Source organism: Actinokineospora globicatena (genome assembly GCF_024171945.1).
Classification (GTDB): domain Bacteria; phylum Actinomycetota; class Actinomycetes; order Mycobacteriales; family Pseudonocardiaceae; genus Actinokineospora; species Actinokineospora globicatena.
Genome location: NZ_JAMTCR010000003.1, coordinates 850828 through 866509, shown reverse-complemented (window position 1 = coordinate 866509; position 15682 = coordinate 850828). Strand labels below are relative to the sequence as shown.

The window sequence follows — 15682 nt, the reverse complement described above, 5'->3', positions numbered from 1 at the left end:
GCTGGCGTTGGGGGAGGCGTTGCGGGTCGGTCGGGCCCGAGCGATTGTTCGGTGGTGGTCACAGCGGCATCCGAGCGGCCTCGCCCGCGACGTCGTAGGCCGCCCGCTCGTGGTCCCGTTCTCCGCGCCGCGCTTCGTTGATTCCCCATGACGGGGGCCGGGTGCCGCGTAGTTCGGCGGGGTATCCGGCGGTGGGGTGGCGGCCGTGCCCGCCGGGGTAGACCGGCACGGCCGTGGGGTAGCGGCCCAGGACGGCCGCGGCCACCTGCCGGGGCATCACCCAATCGCGCAGTGGGATGCGGTGGTACTTGGCCGGTGCGCCGGGGAGCAGCCCGACGGGCACCCGGGGCACCTCGACCCCGACGCGGACCCGGCCCCATCGCTCGGCCGCGTAGTCGACCAAGGCGTCAAGACCCTCGGCCAACTTGGCGACGTAGCGGGCGAAGGCGACCCAGTCGTCCTCATCGTTGAACGCCGTGCGGTCGAGTTCGCCGCGGGCGTCGATCGGGCCCATGGTCCAGCCGTGCACCGCGGTGTCCCCGACGCGCAGGACGGCGGCGGTCCAGGTCTGGCCGGGGTCGACACCAACGACCGGCAACGGCGCGGCATCGGGTGGTGGGGGGGACTGAGTGCGGGCGGTTCGGGCTCGTGGGCTTGGTGCTCGACGGCGACGGCCGTCTTGGGCGTACTCAAGGCATCCCCCATGGGTCAGCCACGCCGTCGACCAGACCGCTCGTATTCGCGGTACTGGGGTCGACGTCAGTACCGCCTACTGGGGAGGGACAGGGCCGCGCCTATGTCCCAGGATGCCATGCCAGATCCCGGCCTCGCTGCGACCAGCGCAAACAAGCTCTAGCGGCCAGGCGGGCGTTGGGATCAGGCCGTGGTGCCTGCATCGAGGGTGGCTTGCACGGCGTCGAGCTCGTCGTGGGTGCGCGGGTCGGCGGGATCGACCCCGGCTGCCAGGGCGGCGGCGGTGATGGTCAGGAGGCGGCCCATGACGGCGTGGTAGTGCGGCACCATCTCGATCCCGGCGAACCGTCGACCCGGCGAACGGGCCCTGCACCAGCCCGCCATGGGGTGCGATCCGCACGAGTGGTCGCATGAGAGTCAACGGCTTCTCAGTGCCGTGCAGGCGGATACGCGGCGCTTGGACGACATGGTTGCCGGGAGCCGCTCTCCCATCAGCGCCCGGAGGCCGTGCGCGCCCGAACGCTCTGGATCTTGGCACCCGCGATCACCAGGAAACGGCGCGATGACCGGGTGTTGCGGTGGAGCCCACCTATGCTGACGGACTCCAGCAGTATTCATCTCGCGACGGGGGATCGTTCGAAAAGTTGATCGTGGATGACTCGTGGAGCAATGGGGGTGTTCGCGATGGTGCAGGGGCTGCGCAGGTTGCGGGAGATCGGCGGCGAGCGGGTGAGCGTGCCGCCGATCGAGCGGCGGGTGGGTTAGGCGGCGGATGGTCGGCGCACAGTCATGACCACGGACGCGGCCAAAGCCTCCCAGGAGTGGTCGATTCCAGGATCCCACATGATGTCGTCGCCCGGGGCGGGTCATGGTGTGGCCTCTCTCGGTGAGGACGACGCGGAAGTGGCCGTTGACCAGTATGACCCTGGTCAACGCATGGCCGGTCCAAGCCGCTCGATGTTTGCGCCGGGCGGTGGAGATCCGTAACCGGGTGCTGCACGCGCGCCCGGCGACGGTCAATGATCAGCAGACTGCACCGATGGCTCCAGCCAGGCGTTCACGTCGACTCCGCATACCTACTCGACGGGGTTGTCGAGATGGAACAGATGGTGCGTGAGCTGTCCGCGCTGCGCGCATGCAGCTTGAAGGGCTCCGGTTGTGATGGAGACTCAATTCTTTGGGGGTGGTGTCGGGTGCCGGGTGATGTGAGCGGCACTGCTGGCGCAACCGGTATCCATCGCTGGATCAGCCCAGTGATATCGCCGGACTGCGCCAGTCGGTGACCTAGACCGAGGCCCGCGTTGTCGCCGTGGACTTCGACGACATCATCCTGTGCGCTCTCCTGGGGGCCACTACCCGAGAAACCCATGACAGACCAGCAATCCCGTGGGCGGAGCATCCTAGGTGGTTGGTCACCCCGGCGAACCGGCATTCGCGGCAAACGTCCCTTGTGTCTGGGTGAGGTGGACTGCTTGGCTGTAGTCGATCGACGTGCCTGGGGGTTGCTGTCGGCTGGGGTCTTGTGGCGTGGTTTTTCGCGTGTGCGCGGTCAGGCTTTCTGTCGGCGGTGCGCACCTGGGCGTTTGTGCACCTACGACCTTGAGGTGGTCTACAAGATGGAGATGAATACGGGTCGATTGCGAGTCGTCGGATCGGTCGTGTGTGCGGCCGCGGTGGCAGCGGTTCTGGGGTCTGCCAACGCGGTTGCCGACTCTGGTCAAAGCCCGCGGGTGGACCAGGTGGTCGCTGGGCTACTGGCTCCTACGGCGGTCGAGCAGCACGGGCGCCCACAGCCCGCTCCCTTGGCGTATCCGACGATCACCAGCCCTGGGGAGGCTTCTGGCGCGGTGACCTCTTCAGCCGATGAAGTGGCCTCGTTTCCGCGGCTGCGCCCGTTCGCCGGTGCCGCTCAGGTACCGGTTCCCAGGGTTCCGGCCAAGAACGTGGTCGATCCCGACCGGAAAAGGAACGCCGGGGCGGGCGGGTTGTTCTTCCAGAACGACGCGGCGGGGTTGGACAACAGCACCTTCCCGGGTGGCCAGCCGCCGGACCCGAGCGGGATCGCGGGCGATAACCACTACGTGCAGGTGGTCAACCGGTCCACGATGGCTGTCTACCGCAAGTCGGACCTCACGCGGTTGCGGACGAGCAACCTGCAAACCTTCCTCGGAGCCCCCTCGCCCGTGTTCGACCCGCACGCCACCCTGGACTACACGACGCGACGCTATGCCGTGGCCGCCACGGATGGGACCAGTGTCCACCTCGCTGTCAGCAGCACACAGGACGCCATGGGGTCGTGGTGCGTCTACCACTTCGGTGGCCTCAACGCCGACAACCCGGGCGGCTTGGCGGATTACCCGCTGATCGCGTTCAACGACGCGTTCTACATCAGCGTCACCGAGTTCAACAGCGCGCGGCAGTTCACCGGCAACCGGATGATCATCATCAACCGTGAGGACCTGCTGGCCTGTCGGGGGGTAAGGGTCGGGTTCTTCGCCAACCTCACCTATCCCGGGACGACCGACCGGGTGGGGGCCATCGCGCCGGTCACCAGCACGTCGACGACGAACGTCACCGGCGGGATCGACCAGTGGGTCGCCTCACACGCGGGCGGCGGCTCGGACATCACGATGTTCCGGTATGACACCGCAGGTGGATTGGCCAGCTACCGGATGCCATCGCAGAACTACGCCACACCACCGGACGCGGCACAGCGGAACTCGACGAGTCGGATCGACGCAGGTGACAGTCGGATCTTCCAAGCCACCGACATCCTCTACGCCAACGGCAGTGGAACCGGGTCGATCGTGTTCGCCCTGGCGAGCGCCTGCACCTTCGACGGCAACCCGAACACCTTCGGCTGCATCGAGTGGTTCCGCGTGGCCATTGGCTGCGCGGGTTGCGGCCACAGCATCTCCGACCAGGCCATCTTCGGCTTTGGCGCCGACACCTGGGCGACCTTCCCGTCCACGGCGATGGACGTCGACGGCAACATGATCTTCAACTACGCGTTCTCCGGGACGAACTTCCACCCCTCGGCCGGGACCATCGGCATCCGCGTGCTGCAGGGGTTCACCGACAACTACTTCCAGAACTACGGGGTCAACGTCTATAACCGGGGAGATCCATCGCGCTGGGGCGACTACACCTCCATCTTCCTGGACCCCATCGGGCAAAATCCCGGCAAGACGTTCTGGTCTGCCAGTGAGACCGCGTTGCCGGACAACCAGTGGGGTACGCACATCTCGGGCGTCCAGATCCTCGGCAAGTAGGAGCAACCACTGGGCGTGGGTGTTCCGTCCTCGGATCGGCTCCCCGTTCACGGCGTCGGGGCGACAGGCCAACCCGAGGGCCGACAACACGAGGAAGGGATGCCGCATGGGCGTTCGCCGAGGTGCGAGCACACGGCTGCTCACCGTTCTGGGTGGCACGACCACGATCCTGCTGGCAGCGGGATGTCAAGCGAACGAGCCCGGACAAGGCGCGGTGGCCTCGATCGCCGCCACGACCTCCTCCGCCACACCCACCGTCTGGCAAGTCGCCCCACCCGCCACCGGCACAGTCCAGGTCCAGGCCACCAACCTCACCTCTGCCTGCCTCTCGGGCGACGCCGATTTCACCGACACCGCCACGACCCCCCAGGCATACGAGGCGTGTGTCACCACCGCAACCCGCATCACGCTGCGCCTGGACCCCACCATCGGTCTTTGGGAGACGCCAATCCCCTCGGACCCGTCAACGGTCGCTGTCAAGTCCTCCTCAACGAGCCAGGACGGCACGCTGACCGCCCAACTCGTGGCCCTGCGGCCGGGCACCTCGACCATCACCACCCACAGCGGCCACCCCGGAGACCCACAAGGCCCGCCGTCACTCACCTGGTCCCTGAGCGTCACGGTGTCACGCTGAGACCACCCACCGCTTGGTGCGGTGGCGGCGCGCCAGCCGGTTTGGCCGCGCCCGAGGGCACGCTTACATGGGCAACGAGACGGCCGCGCATGGGGCCGACTTCGACCTCCCCAGCGAGTCGAACGCTCCCGTGCGCGGCAGTGGAGGGTGCGCTTCGTCGTCTACTTCTTGGACCCGAGTACCACAGTTGCGGAGGTAAGGCGGAAGCACGGTGCTCCAGAAGTGGGACAGCGGCCGATTTCAAGTGGAGCGGAAGCCAACAAAAAGCGAAAAGTGCTCCTTGTATCACTGCACTTGTGCGCTTTGCGGATAACTCCTCGAATCTCCACAACGGCCGGTGGGCTCAACCGCTGTCTCGCGGTTGAGTCGACAATGATGGCCGAACAATGGTCGCTTGTTGACACGATCTTCACCCGTCGCCCTTACGGACTATTGCCATTCGGGGTTCGCGACGCCGGACAGGCGGTGTCGTGCCAGATCAATCTTGGGGGATTGATGATGAGAAAGCGAAGGTCGTTGTGCGCCGCGTTGGTTGTGGTCGCCGGTATGGGCCTGGCCGGGATGGCCACGCCTGCCGCCGGGTCCGCGGACGCTACGCTCGGCGAGAAGGTGGAGGCCGCCGCGGCCTCTTCGCCGAACCGATCGACGAGTCGGAAGGAGGGCTCTCCCATTCAGCGGCCAAGGAACGACAAGATGGTCAAGCAGCAGCCGCTGGTCGATTTCGTCCAGCGGGTGCGTGATCTCGTGGTAGCCGAGAAGCTCGATGGCCTGGTGGGGACGCGTATCGATGTGGACGGGTTCTCCGTCACGGTCTACTGGCACGGCCAGCAGCCCGCCGCCCTGGGGGACCTGGTCGACAGGGCGCCGGAGGGTGCTCGTGTCTCGGTCGACTCCGTTCCGTTCTCGGCGACCCAGCTCGACCGAGAGGCGGAACGGCTGATCGCCGAGTACCGCGGCACTGTGCTGCGGGTGGGTAGGAACGACGACTTCACCGGTCTTGATGTCGGCATCTCGACCGGCGTCGCCGCGGCGGAGACGGTGATCCGCAGCGCGATGCCGTTGACATTCCGCCCGGCGGCTCCGCCAAAAAAAGCGGCGGCCCGCTTCGGTGACGTCTCCCCGTACTGGGGCGGCGCGATGATCAGCACCCCGGACAGCTCCACTTGGTGTACGGCCGGATACACGGTCAACCTCGCCGACGGACGCAAGGGGGCGGTGACCGCCGCGCACTGCCACAAGGACGGCAACAGCGTCTGGGAAGCGGGCCTGAACTCGACCACCTACGGCGCCGAGGTCCGGATCAGCCAATCCACCGACTCGATGCTGCTGACCGGCCAAGCCTATGACGACTCGACCTACATCGACGCGTGGGACTCGCCCTACGGGGTGGACGTGCAGGGTTGGCGCAGCCCCATCCTCGGTGAGTACATCTGCGACAACGGTGCGTTCTCCGGGATGGTTTGCGAGAACGTGCTGGTCTGGGACGTCGACCAGATCATCGATCTCGGCGGCGGGAACGTGGTGCACTCGGTGTTCACCACCACCACCGGCCCGAGGTTCGGCAGCGCGGGTGAAGGCGACAGCGGCGGCGCGGCCATCACTTTCACCCAGGCCGGTGGTGAGGACCGTGCTCTCATCCTCGGCGAGATCATCGCGATCTGGACCGAGGCCATCTCCGACGTCTGCCACGGGGTCCAGGACCGACTCTGCGGTCTGTTCGTCGACCACGTCGACGTCAACGCGATCAACAGCGCCTTGAACGTGACACCCATGAACTGAGTTCCGTCCGGACGCCAAGGGGGCGGCAGGCACATCTGCCGCCCCCTTGGTCGCCGTACATCAAGACCATGTCTGGTATCTGTGCTGGCAACGCCTTTGCCGGGGACGCTATACGGCTGATCGACTAGGCGGTCCGCGGCCTTGATCCCGGGCTCGACTCCGGTGCGGGCTCCGACGCGACTACCGTGGTGGGTGGCGGGCAAGGACTGCTCTCGGTCCACCATCCGGCCGATCTCGTCCACACCCGCCGGAAGGCACGACTAGTACTCGAGCCTGTTCCAAGGATATTTGCGTCGGTAGTGGGCGCGGTGCCCCCTTGGTGGTGAAACGCGAGGTACGTCAACGCACTCTGCTCCAGTTGGAGAAGTGACCGCCGCAGTCGCCGCGGAGTAGCTGGCAAGAGGTGATCAGCTGATGCCGGGAGGGCGACCACGGACGAAGGTCACCGTTGCGTTGCTAAGCGGGATGCGTGCGGACGGGCGATCGCGGCGGCATTACCGCGGCCGCCCGTCCGCACGCGCGGATCGTCGACAACCGCTGCTCCTGGAGCACCGGACTCACGGCGACCTGCGGGTCAGCACTCGTACGCGTAGTCCGCCTTGCCTGCGGTCGAGTCCCAGGTGACGGAGAGGATGCGACCCGGGTTGATCGCGATGCAGTCGGGGTCCCAGGCCCAGTCGACCGAGACGGTGGCGTTGATCCGCTTGCTGCAGATGTTCTTGATCTGTGCCCTGCCGGGCTTGTTGCTGTACAGGGACGCGCAGCCCTGGAACACCCCGAGATGGGTGGAGCCGTCCGCCACGGTGGTGGCCGCCGCGGGCGAGGCCCCGGTCACGGCGAGGGTGCCAGCGGCGGCCGTCATGGCCAGGGACATCAGGACGGTGCGAATTCGAGGCATCAGGTGTTCCTCCGGATCTTGGACTCTAGGTGGCTGTTCCTCAGGCGGTAGCTCGTGTCGCTTGATGCCAAGGTGTCCGATCGAACTGGAGCAAACCTTGGGACAACCTTGTATCGAGGGCGGGATGCCCTACAGGGTTGATGTTCGCCAAGGCGCTCCAAGGCTGGTTCCAGTACGCACCACCACCCGGAGCCGCCGGTGATCGACCTATCCGTGGCAGCCTGGTCGACGCCCACAAGATCCGGTCGCGCGACTGGATAACGAGGGGAGCCCGGGAGGCGAGTGAACTGGTGTGCCACTCGTTGATCGACAAGGAGACGCGATGCCCCTTCTCCCCAGGAGCCCTCGCTGGAAGTACCTGGCGGCCGCGCTCGCCCTGGCAGGGGCGACCGGCCTGCTGATCTCCCAGACGTCGACAACCGCCGCCGCGGCCACCGGTCCGCTGTCGTTGAAGTCCTACAGCAGCGACACCGGTCTGCAGACCAGCACCACGTCGTTCAGCAGCCCCGCCGAGGGGGCGTGCCTGGCCGTGAACCAACCACCCCCGCTGACCAACCCGGTCTGGACCGGCATCAACGACACCAACCGCATCGTCGAAGCGTGGTCAGGAGCGAACTGCACGGGCTCCTGGACCCGCATCCTCCCCGGCGTCCCGATGTCGCTCACCACCCTCAAGCCGGTCTCGGTCCGAATCGGCGTCCACTGAGCTACTCGGGACGTCGTGCCCGGTGCTGGGGGGGGCACCGTGGCCGGGATGCGCGGCTTCGATCAGGCGCCGAATGCCCTCGCGTGTTCGCGCAGGAAGTCGTCCAGCGAGCGTGGGGGGCGGCCCAACAGCTGTGCCACGGTGGCGTTCGGGTGTTCCGGGTGGGTGGTGGCCAGGCTTTGGATCTCCAGAATGTGGTCCACGAGCCAGGGGGGTGCGCCGGTCAGGTCGGCTCGGAGTTCGGCCGCGGTGAGGGTGACGCACCGGGCGGGTTTGCCCATTGCTGTGAGTAGAGCCGCGACCTCGGGGTAGGAGAGCGCCTCCGGGCCGGTGAGCAGGTGGGTGCCGGTGCTCTTGCGGCGCAGGGCGGCGACGGCCACGTCCGCCACGTCCCGCGCGTCGACCATGTTCAGCGGGGTGTCGCCGGTCGTGGTCGGGAACGAGCCGGTGGCGCGGATGCGGTCGGCGTGGAAGAGCAGGTTCTGGAAGAAGGCGTACGGCCGCAGGAAGGTGTGGTTGATCCCGGACGCGCGCACCGCGTCCTCGACTCGGTGGTGCATGCGGGCGATAGCGACCGGCGAGTCGGCCGGTCCTGGCGCGGACAGCTTGACCAGGTGGTCGACACCCGCCCGAGCGGCCTCAGCGACCACACCGAGTTCGATCTCCTCCTGGCGCGGACCGTTGCCCATAGCCAGGAACACCCCCGACACGCCCGTCAGCGCGGCCCGCAGCGATCCGGGGTCGGCCGCGTCGCCCACGACCTGTTCGACGCCCGGCGGGAGGCTGCCGGGCGTGCGGACGAGGGCGCGGGTCGGCACGCCGTGGAGACTCTGCAGGACAGCGCGTCCGGTGGTTCCGGTGCCGCCGATGACGAGGATCATGAGTCCTTCTTCCGGTTGGGGAAACGCGCGGCCGTGATGGCACCGCCGAGCGCGGCGGACGGCACAGCGTCGAGGAACAGGGTGGAGTCGAATAGTCCGAAGTGGACAAGGACGATGCTTGCCGCGAACGCCAGGGCCGCACACACCCCGGCGCCGACGATCGCGCGGACCGTCCGGCGTCCACCGCGCGGTCCGAAGGTGACGGCGAGCGCGGCGAGAGCGGACGGGATGGCGATCGTGGTGACCGAGGCCGCCGCCAGCCGTGGGTCGGAGATGGCCAGCGCGCTCGCGTAGCTCATGAGGGCGGGCATGGCGTAGGCCGGGATGACGTTCGCCGCGACCGCCGTGAGAGGTGATCGTTGGGCAGTTCGGGGCACGGGAGCGCTCCTGGAGGTTGGTCGTGGTGACACCTCCCAAGGTAGGAGCGTTGCCTGACGTGCACTAGTGGGTGAGATCTGAACGGACTGTTCCACTCGTGGGACAATGGCCGCATGGAGGAACTGGGTGACGTGGCGGTCTTCGTCCGGGTGGTGGAGGCGGGCAGCTTCTCCGCGGCCGCACGGGCGATGTGGATGCCGAAGTCGTCGGTGAGCCGCCGGGTGGCGCGGCTGGAGAACCGGCTGGGTGTGCGGCTCCTGCACCGCACCACGCGGTCACTCGCGTTGACCGACGCCGGACGCGCCTACCACGCACGGGTGTCGGTGGCGTTGGCAGAACTGGACTCGGCGGCGGGAGCGGCGGCCGACAGCCGGGAGGCACCGCGCGGTGTTGTGCGGTTGGCCGCGCGGCCGGACGTGGGTGTGGAGGTGCTACCGGAGTTGGTGGCGGCGTTCCTGACCCGGTACCCGGAGGTGCGGGTGGAGGTGGAGCTGTCGGTCTCGGCGGACCTGGTCGAGGGCGGTTTCGACCTGGCACTGCGCGCGGGCCCAGGTGGCCGCGGCTCAACCCGGTTGCAGGACACCCGTTTCCGGCTCTACGCCTCACCGGTCTACCTGGCGCGCAAGGGAATCCCGCAGCGACCCACCGATCTGGCGGACCACTCATGCCTGCGCTTCGGCGACGCGGACCAGTGGCTGCTGCACGGCCCACGTGGAGAGGTGCAGGTACCGGTGACCGGCCCACTAGCGGCCGACGACCTGTCCTTCGTGCGCCGTGCAGCGGTGGCCGGGGTCGGGATCGCGCTGCTGCCGGACCCCGCGGTGGCACCGTCGGTGCGCGCGGGCTTGCTCACCTCGGTGCTACCGGACCACCACGCCGAGGGACAACCGCTGCACCTGGTGGTGCCCTCAGACCGCCACCTGCCGTCGCGAGTGGCGGTGCTGCGGGACTTCCTGTTGGCCAACTTCCCGAGGTGACCCCACGGCGTGCTGATCGCGGGGTGACCAAGTGGTGCGGTGAGGGGGACCAGGCGGTCGTAGCGGGGGAGTGGCGGTGCCGAACGACGGTGAGCGGGAGCTAGTCGCGCTTATCCATGCCCGGCAACAGCGCACTGCTCCACTGTGGACGTCCTCGGATCAGAACGCGTACGGGCTCTTCGCTCGCGCCTCTCGCAGCGCCTCGCCCCACCAGACGAGCTGGTCGAGGAGGTCCTTGGCGGCCTGGTCGCTGCCCGCGGGGCTGACCGCGGTGCCGTCCGCGTCGAAGTCGGCCCAGGCGTTGTGGAAGCTGATCATGTTGCGCACGGTGGTGGCGTGCACCTCGGCGAACACCTGGCGCAGGTGCCCGGCCGCGCGCAGGCCACCGCCCATGCCGCCGTAGGAGATCAGGCCGACCGGCTTGGCCTTCCACTCGGCGAGGAACCAGTCGATGGCGTTCTTCAGCGACGCCGGGAAGGTGTGGTTGTACTCCGGGGTGACCACGGCGTAGGCCTCGGCGTCGTTGATCCGCTTGCCGAGGGCGGTGCGGATCGCCTCGACCTCGGGCTCGGCGGGCTGGCCGTAGGCGGGCAGTTGCACCGGCAGCGGGTAGTCGGCGAGGTCGATGACGTCGACCTCGGTGCCGCCGTGGGCGCGGGCCTGCTCGGTGAACCAGGAGGCCACGGTCGGGCCGAAGCGGCCGGTCCGGACGCTGCCGATGATGACGGCCAGCTTCAAGGGGGTGTTCGACATGGTGCTCTTTCCTCTGTCGCGGGGTGGCTGATGATCATTCTGGTGGGTCCTGGCGCCCGGGGTGGCCGGTGGGGTTGATCTTGCCGGTGGCCACCTGGGCCTCGAGCCGACCCTCAACCTGGCTCGGAGTGCTGGGACTCGTCGCTGTCGCCACCTTGGTGGCCGTCACGCACAGGGACCTCGGGAGCGTTCTGGCCACCTGGTTCTACGGCAAGCAGACCTCGGGCACGTCGCTGTGGGGCCTGTCCCTGGTGTGGTGGGGCCGCGTCGGCAAGCTCCTCCAGTTCTTGGCGGGGTTCAGAGGGCAATCTCGGGGTGGCTCATCACCAGGGTCGGTTCCATCAGCAAGGTCAACGGAGACACCCGTCGGTGGCAGCCAGTCGGCCACGGCAATTGGCACCTGCCGGAACAGCCGTGGTTCACCGCGGCCATGATCGACGACCTGCGCGCCACAGTGCTGAGCCGCCTGCCACAGGCGCACACCTGCGCCCACGTCCACCCGCACGAGCTCTGCACGACACAGGTCGAATACGTGTTCGCCCAGGTCACGGCGTTCGTGCGCGACGGCCTGCCGCCTCGTGAGCGGGAGCTCATCGACCAGCGCGAGGCCGTGTTCCGGGTGGAGAGGCACGGCTGCACGGCCATCGTGGTGACGTTCCTGGCGCTGTTCGCGGGTTGGGCGACCTTCATCGTGCACGGCGCGATCACCGGGGCGCTGCCCGAGTGGTTCGCGGTAGTCGGCCCGCTCGGGGCGATCGCCCTGTTCCTGGCCGCGGTGCTGGTGGTCATGCGAGAGCGTGCGCTGCCACTGGGCCTGGTCCTGCGTGGCACGGTCGTCGCCAGCATCACGACCGCGACAACGAAGGTGCTCGACCGCGCCGCGCCCGGCCACCAGCTGCGCTGGCTCGAGTCCCTGCTGTTCGTCACCGGATTCGGATTGGACCTGCTGAGCAGCTAGCGCTGGTCACGGCTGGGCTGGGCGTTGCGTCAGCACGGTAGACGCGCGTCCCCCGGATGGCGCTGCCCCCGTGTTGAAGGAGGCTGGCAGGGTGGAGTCGTTGCCAGCGGGGAATCGGGGGATTCGATGGGCGGCCGGGGTGAGTGGATGGCTTCGAGTGCCTGGACGAGGATGTCCAGGCGGGGCTTCTTGGTCGCGGGCGGCGTGGCGCTGGGGCTGGTGACCGGGGCGGTTCCCGCCGCGGCCACTGAGTTCGCGGCGCTGCGGGTGCGGTGGCGGGATCTCGTGCTGGGCAGCGGGTTCAACCCGACGGTGGAGCCGTTTCGCGGGCGGTTGGTCGGGTTGGGCACCAACGCGCGGAACTGGTGGGGTGCCATGAATCGCGCGACCGGGTCCCTGTGGCCGGACGCGGTGTTCGCTGATCCGGAGCCCGACGAGGACCCGGAGTCGATCGCCTACTCGGGCAAGATCCGCGACAGCTACGAACGGCTGCTGGTGATGGCCACCGCGTACAGCCAGCCCGGCACCGGCCTGACCCACGACAGCACGCTGCTCACCGACGTGCTCCTCGGGCTGCGGCGCCTCCACGACCAGGTCTACAACAAGGACCAAGCCGAGTTCGGCAACTGGTGGCACTGGCAGATCGGTGCCCCGCAGGCGTTGTTGGACATCTACGTGCTGCTCTACGACCGCATCCCCGCCACCGATCGCGCCGACTACCTGGCCGCGGTGGACCACTTCGTGCCGGACGGGGCGGTCGCCGACCGGCCGGGTGTCAGTCTCGGCTCCAACCGCGTCGACCTCTGCCGGGTGCTGGCGCTGCGCGGCGCCGTGGGTGACAACGCCGGGAAACTGGCGGTGGCCCGAGACGCCCTGACCCCCGCGATGGCGCACGTGACCAGCGGCGACGGGCTGTATCCCGACGGCTCGTTCATCCAGCACCAGCGGTTGCCCTACGCAGGCGCCTACGGCGTCACCTACGTGCACAACCTCGGCACGTTGTTCACCTGGCTGGCGGAGTCGTCATGGCGGATCGTCCACCTCAACCGGGAGATCGTGCTCGGCTCGGTCGAGAAGACCTGGGCGCCGCTGATCCTCGACGGCCTGGTGTTCGACGCCGTGTCCGGCCGGGCGATCAGCCGCGGACTGCGGACGGGCGCGACCACGACGTCGATTCCCGAGGACGACCACGCCCGCGGTCACGTGCTCATCGCCGGGATCGCCCTGCTGGCCAAGGGCGCCGAGCCCACGACCCGCGCCCGGTGGCAGGGCCTGGTGAAGGGCTGGATCGAGCGCGACGGGTACAAGCCGGTCCTGAACGACCCCGCTGTCGACTTCGCGAGCCTGGTCCGGCTCAACGCGATCGCCGCCGACCCCGCGGTCGTGGCGGCCCCGGAACCCACTGACCACCGGCTGTTCCCCGAGACCGACCGCGCCGTCCACCGGCGCCCGGGGTGGGCCGCGGTGGTGAGCATGGCGTCCCGGCGGATCGCGCACTACGAGTTCCTCAACGGCGAGAACTCCCGCGGCTGGCACACCGGGGCCGGGATGGTGACCTGGTGGGGTGATCGCGGCCAGTACTCCGACGGGTTCTGGCCGACCGTCGACCCGTACCGGCTGCCGGGTACCACCGTCTCCACCAAGCGGCTGGTCGACGGCCAGGAAGGCGACGGGAGGCTGCCCGTACCCGACGCCGACTGGGCCGGTGGTGCCACCGACGGGACCTACGCCGCCCTGGGGCAGGACCTGCGCGGCCTGGCGAGCAGCATGTCCGCGCGCAAGTCGTGGTTCTTCGTCGACGACGCCGTGATCTGCCTGGGCTCCGCCATCAAGGCAGGCGATGACGTCGCTGTGGAAACGGTGGTGGACAACCGCAACCTGCGAGGCTCTGCCACGGCGGCGCTCACCGTCAACGGGGTCGCCGTGCCAGAGGGCGTGACGGTCACTCCCAAGACCCGCTGGGCGCACCTGGACGGTCACGCCGGGTACCTCTTCCCCGTCCCTGACGGCGCTACCTTGACCACGCTTCGGGAGCAACGCACCGGCCGGTGGCGCGACATCAACATCGGCGGAGCCACGCTTCCGATCACCCGCCGCTACCAAACACTGTGGCTCGACCACGGCGTCAACCCCACCGACGGCACCTATCGCTACGTCGTCCTCCCCGGTGCCACCGCCGCCCGCACCGCCGCGCGCGCGACGACCCTGACCAGTTGGCTCCCGTTCGTGGTCAACACGCCTGCCGCGCAGGGCATCGAACTGCCCGAGATCGGGGTGACCGCCGTGAACTTCTGGGCAGCGGGAACCACTTCGCGGCTCTCGGCCACCGTCGCGTGCTCAGTGCTGGCCCGAGTCCACCCCGACGGCACGGCCACCTTCTGCGTGGCAGCCCCGACTCGGAAGGTCAACTCCCTGACCGTGACCTGGCACCGCCCCATCGCCGCGGTGTTGTCCAAACCCACAACAGTCGCTGCGACCCACGTCGGCACCTCCCTGCGCGTGGACTTCACCGACCTCGCCGCCACGAGAGGCGCGACCCAAGTCGTCCGCGTTCGACTCTGACGGCCCAGCGTCCTTGCCTTGGTCACCGCCAGTCGAAGGGTTCCAGCGTGCGGACGATGGTGAGGCAGCCCAAAAGGATGACGAACGCCAAGCTCACCCAGGCGGCGGTGTCGAGGGTGCCTTCGCGGAGGACTGAGTTGAGGTACACGATCGTGCCCGCGGTCACCAGGGCGACCACACCGACGGACCGGCGCAGAACAGTGGCCTTGGCCGAACTCGCCGCGAGCAGGACTGAGCCAAGCGCGGTCCCGACCACAAGCGCCAAGACCAGCAACGCCTCGAACCCGACGCTGTCCACCATGCCCCACAGCGTGAAGCGCACTTCGTAGACGTTCTCACGCCATGTGCCGCAGGTCAGCGCGAGCAGCGCGCCGGACAGAACGGTCACCAGGAGCGCGCCGCGAAGGTGCTTGGCGGAATCGGCCCGCTCGGCGTCCATGCGCTGCACCTGGATCTGCAGGGACCGCAGTCTCGCCTCGACGAGATCGGGGTCGGTCATCGGGATCCTCCTCCGCCCGGACGTGTTAACGAAGATCACCATAGGGGCGCGGCGAGCAGCCGAAGGGCCGTTTGACCACACCCGGGCACACCGGTAACGACCGCATGGCAGATCGAGTTGCTGTTGGTGGTTGGGACCCGTGCGCACCGGGTAGTGGTGCAGGGCGACAGGAGGCCAAGATGACCAGTCATCAGTACGAAGCTCCGGTAGACCTACCAGCAGAGCAGCTGTTCCGGTACGTCGCGGACCCCGCGAACTTGCCGCGGTTCCTGACCGTCGTTTCCGAAGCTCGTGCGACAGCCCCGGATCGCGTCCAGGTCACGGCCGATGTCGACGGACACCACAGCGAGGTCGAGGCTCGGTTCAGCACGGATGAGGCCACCCGAACCATCCGCTGGGGGAGCCCTGGCCACGACGAGTACCACGGCGAGTTCGTGGTGCACGAGGTCGCCGTGGACAGCAGTCGGGTGGTCGTCCAGCTGAGTACTCCCCACGACGACGGGAACGTCGAACGCGAGTTGGCCGAGGCGGTGGCCGCACTGACCCAGGGTGCGGCCGCTCAGACCGACGCTGAACGCGCCGACCAGCAGGACGGTTGGGCGGGCTAGCACCGGCAGGTTCGACGTGAACTCGCACGCTGCGGGCCCCGCACAACGCGAGCAAGTTCGCACTACACGCGTCGACGCCGCACG

Annotated in this window: 15 protein-coding genes; 8 read left to right on the top strand and 7 right to left on the bottom strand. The window is 68.4% G+C overall.

Features of this window, described 5'->3' with window-relative positions; genetic code table 11:
• Window positions 1-58: 58 nt before the first annotated feature.
• Both LV79_RS17280 and LV79_RS17275 read right to left on the bottom strand, forming a co-directional pair.
• A complete protein-coding gene (locus LV79_RS17280) occupies window positions 59-598 on the bottom strand; it encodes a hypothetical protein (RefSeq protein WP_253837956.1) in 540 nt (179 codons plus the stop codon).
• Between the two features lie 278 nt (window positions 599-876).
• On the bottom strand, window positions 877-1077 hold the full coding sequence (locus LV79_RS17275) for a hypothetical protein (RefSeq protein ID WP_253837954.1): 201 nt from the start codon (window positions 1075-1077) through the stop codon (window positions 877-879).
• A gap of 1463 nt (window positions 1078-2540) precedes the next feature.
• Here LV79_RS17275 and LV79_RS17270 point away from each other — a divergent pair.
• The 3 genes from LV79_RS17270 (at window position 2541) to LV79_RS17260 (ending at window position 6378) form a co-directional block, all read left to right on the top strand.
• Window positions 2541-3965 carry a hypothetical protein gene (locus LV79_RS17270; protein WP_253837952.1) on the top strand — a complete coding sequence of 475 codons (1425 nt, stop codon included), beginning with the start codon at window positions 2541-2543 and terminating at the stop codon, window positions 3963-3965.
• Window positions 3966-4071: 106 nt separating this feature from the next.
• Window positions 4072-4599 carry a hypothetical protein gene (locus LV79_RS17265; RefSeq protein ID WP_253837951.1) on the top strand — a complete coding sequence of 176 codons (528 nt, stop codon included), beginning with the start codon at window positions 4072-4074 and terminating at the stop codon, window positions 4597-4599.
• A 498-nt stretch (window positions 4600-5097) separates the two neighbouring features.
• On the top strand, window positions 5098-6378 hold the full coding sequence (locus LV79_RS17260) for a chymotrypsin family serine protease (protein ID WP_253837950.1): 1281 nt from the start codon (window positions 5098-5100) through the stop codon (window positions 6376-6378).
• Window positions 6379-6952: 574 nt separating this feature from the next.
• Here LV79_RS17260 and LV79_RS17255 read toward each other — a convergent pair.
• Window positions 6953-7276 (bottom strand): hypothetical protein, encoded by a 324-nt coding sequence (locus LV79_RS17255; protein WP_253837949.1) that lies wholly within the window; start codon window positions 7274-7276, stop codon window positions 6953-6955.
• A gap of 322 nt (window positions 7277-7598) precedes the next feature.
• On the opposite strand from LV79_RS17255, the gene LV79_RS17250 reads away from it, so the two are divergent.
• Window positions 7599-7982 carry a hypothetical protein gene (locus tag LV79_RS17250; protein WP_253837948.1) on the top strand — a complete coding sequence of 128 codons (384 nt, stop codon included), beginning with the start codon at window positions 7599-7601 and terminating at the stop codon, window positions 7980-7982.
• A 62-nt stretch (window positions 7983-8044) separates the two neighbouring features.
• Here the strand turns inward: LV79_RS17250 and LV79_RS17245 are convergent, their stop codons facing one another.
• Window positions 8045-8863 (bottom strand): NAD(P)H-binding protein, encoded by an 819-nt coding sequence (locus LV79_RS17245; RefSeq protein ID WP_253837947.1) that lies wholly within the window; start codon window positions 8861-8863, stop codon window positions 8045-8047.
• The gene (locus tag LV79_RS17240) at window positions 8860-9240 is read right to left on the bottom strand and encodes a hypothetical protein (protein ID WP_253837946.1); all 381 of its coding nucleotides are present in this window, start codon (window positions 9238-9240) and stop codon (window positions 8860-8862) included. Before LV79_RS17240 ends, LV79_RS17245 begins: the two co-directional genes overlap by 4 nt.
• 114 nt (window positions 9241-9354) lie before the next feature.
• Here LV79_RS17240 and LV79_RS17235 point away from each other — a divergent pair, with 114 nt between their 5' ends.
• Window positions 9355-10218, top strand: coding sequence for a LysR family transcriptional regulator (locus LV79_RS17235; protein ID WP_253837944.1), 864 nt, complete (start codon window positions 9355-9357; stop codon window positions 10216-10218).
• 159 nt (window positions 10219-10377) lie between these two features.
• Here the strand turns inward: LV79_RS17235 and LV79_RS17230 are convergent, their stop codons facing one another.
• The gene (locus LV79_RS17230) at window positions 10378-10971 is read right to left on the bottom strand and encodes an NADPH-dependent FMN reductase (RefSeq protein WP_253837942.1); all 594 of its coding nucleotides are present in this window, start codon (window positions 10969-10971) and stop codon (window positions 10378-10380) included.
• Window positions 10972-11401: 430 nt separating this feature from the next.
• Between LV79_RS17230 and LV79_RS17225 the strand changes: the two genes are divergently transcribed.
• Together LV79_RS17225 and LV79_RS17220 are read left to right on the top strand one after the other, a co-directional pair.
• Complete coding sequence (locus LV79_RS17225; protein WP_253837940.1) at window positions 11402-11929, top strand: hypothetical protein; 528 nt, start codon at window positions 11402-11404, stop codon at window positions 11927-11929.
• A gap of 147 nt (window positions 11930-12076) precedes the next feature.
• Window positions 12077-14491, top strand: coding sequence for a polysaccharide lyase 8 family protein (locus LV79_RS17220; RefSeq protein WP_253837938.1), 2415 nt, complete (start codon window positions 12077-12079; stop codon window positions 14489-14491).
• Between the two features lie 22 nt (window positions 14492-14513).
• Here LV79_RS17220 and LV79_RS17215 read toward each other — a convergent pair whose 3' ends face one another.
• Window positions 14514-14990, bottom strand: a complete 477-nt coding sequence (locus tag LV79_RS17215; protein ID WP_253837936.1) for a hypothetical protein — start codon at window positions 14988-14990, stop codon at window positions 14514-14516.
• A 179-nt stretch (window positions 14991-15169) separates the two neighbouring features.
• On the opposite strand from LV79_RS17215, the gene LV79_RS17210 reads away from it, so the two are divergent.
• Window positions 15170-15598, top strand: a complete 429-nt coding sequence (locus LV79_RS17210; RefSeq protein WP_253837935.1) for an SRPBCC family protein — start codon at window positions 15170-15172, stop codon at window positions 15596-15598.
• Window positions 15599-15682: the final 84 nt, after the last annotated feature.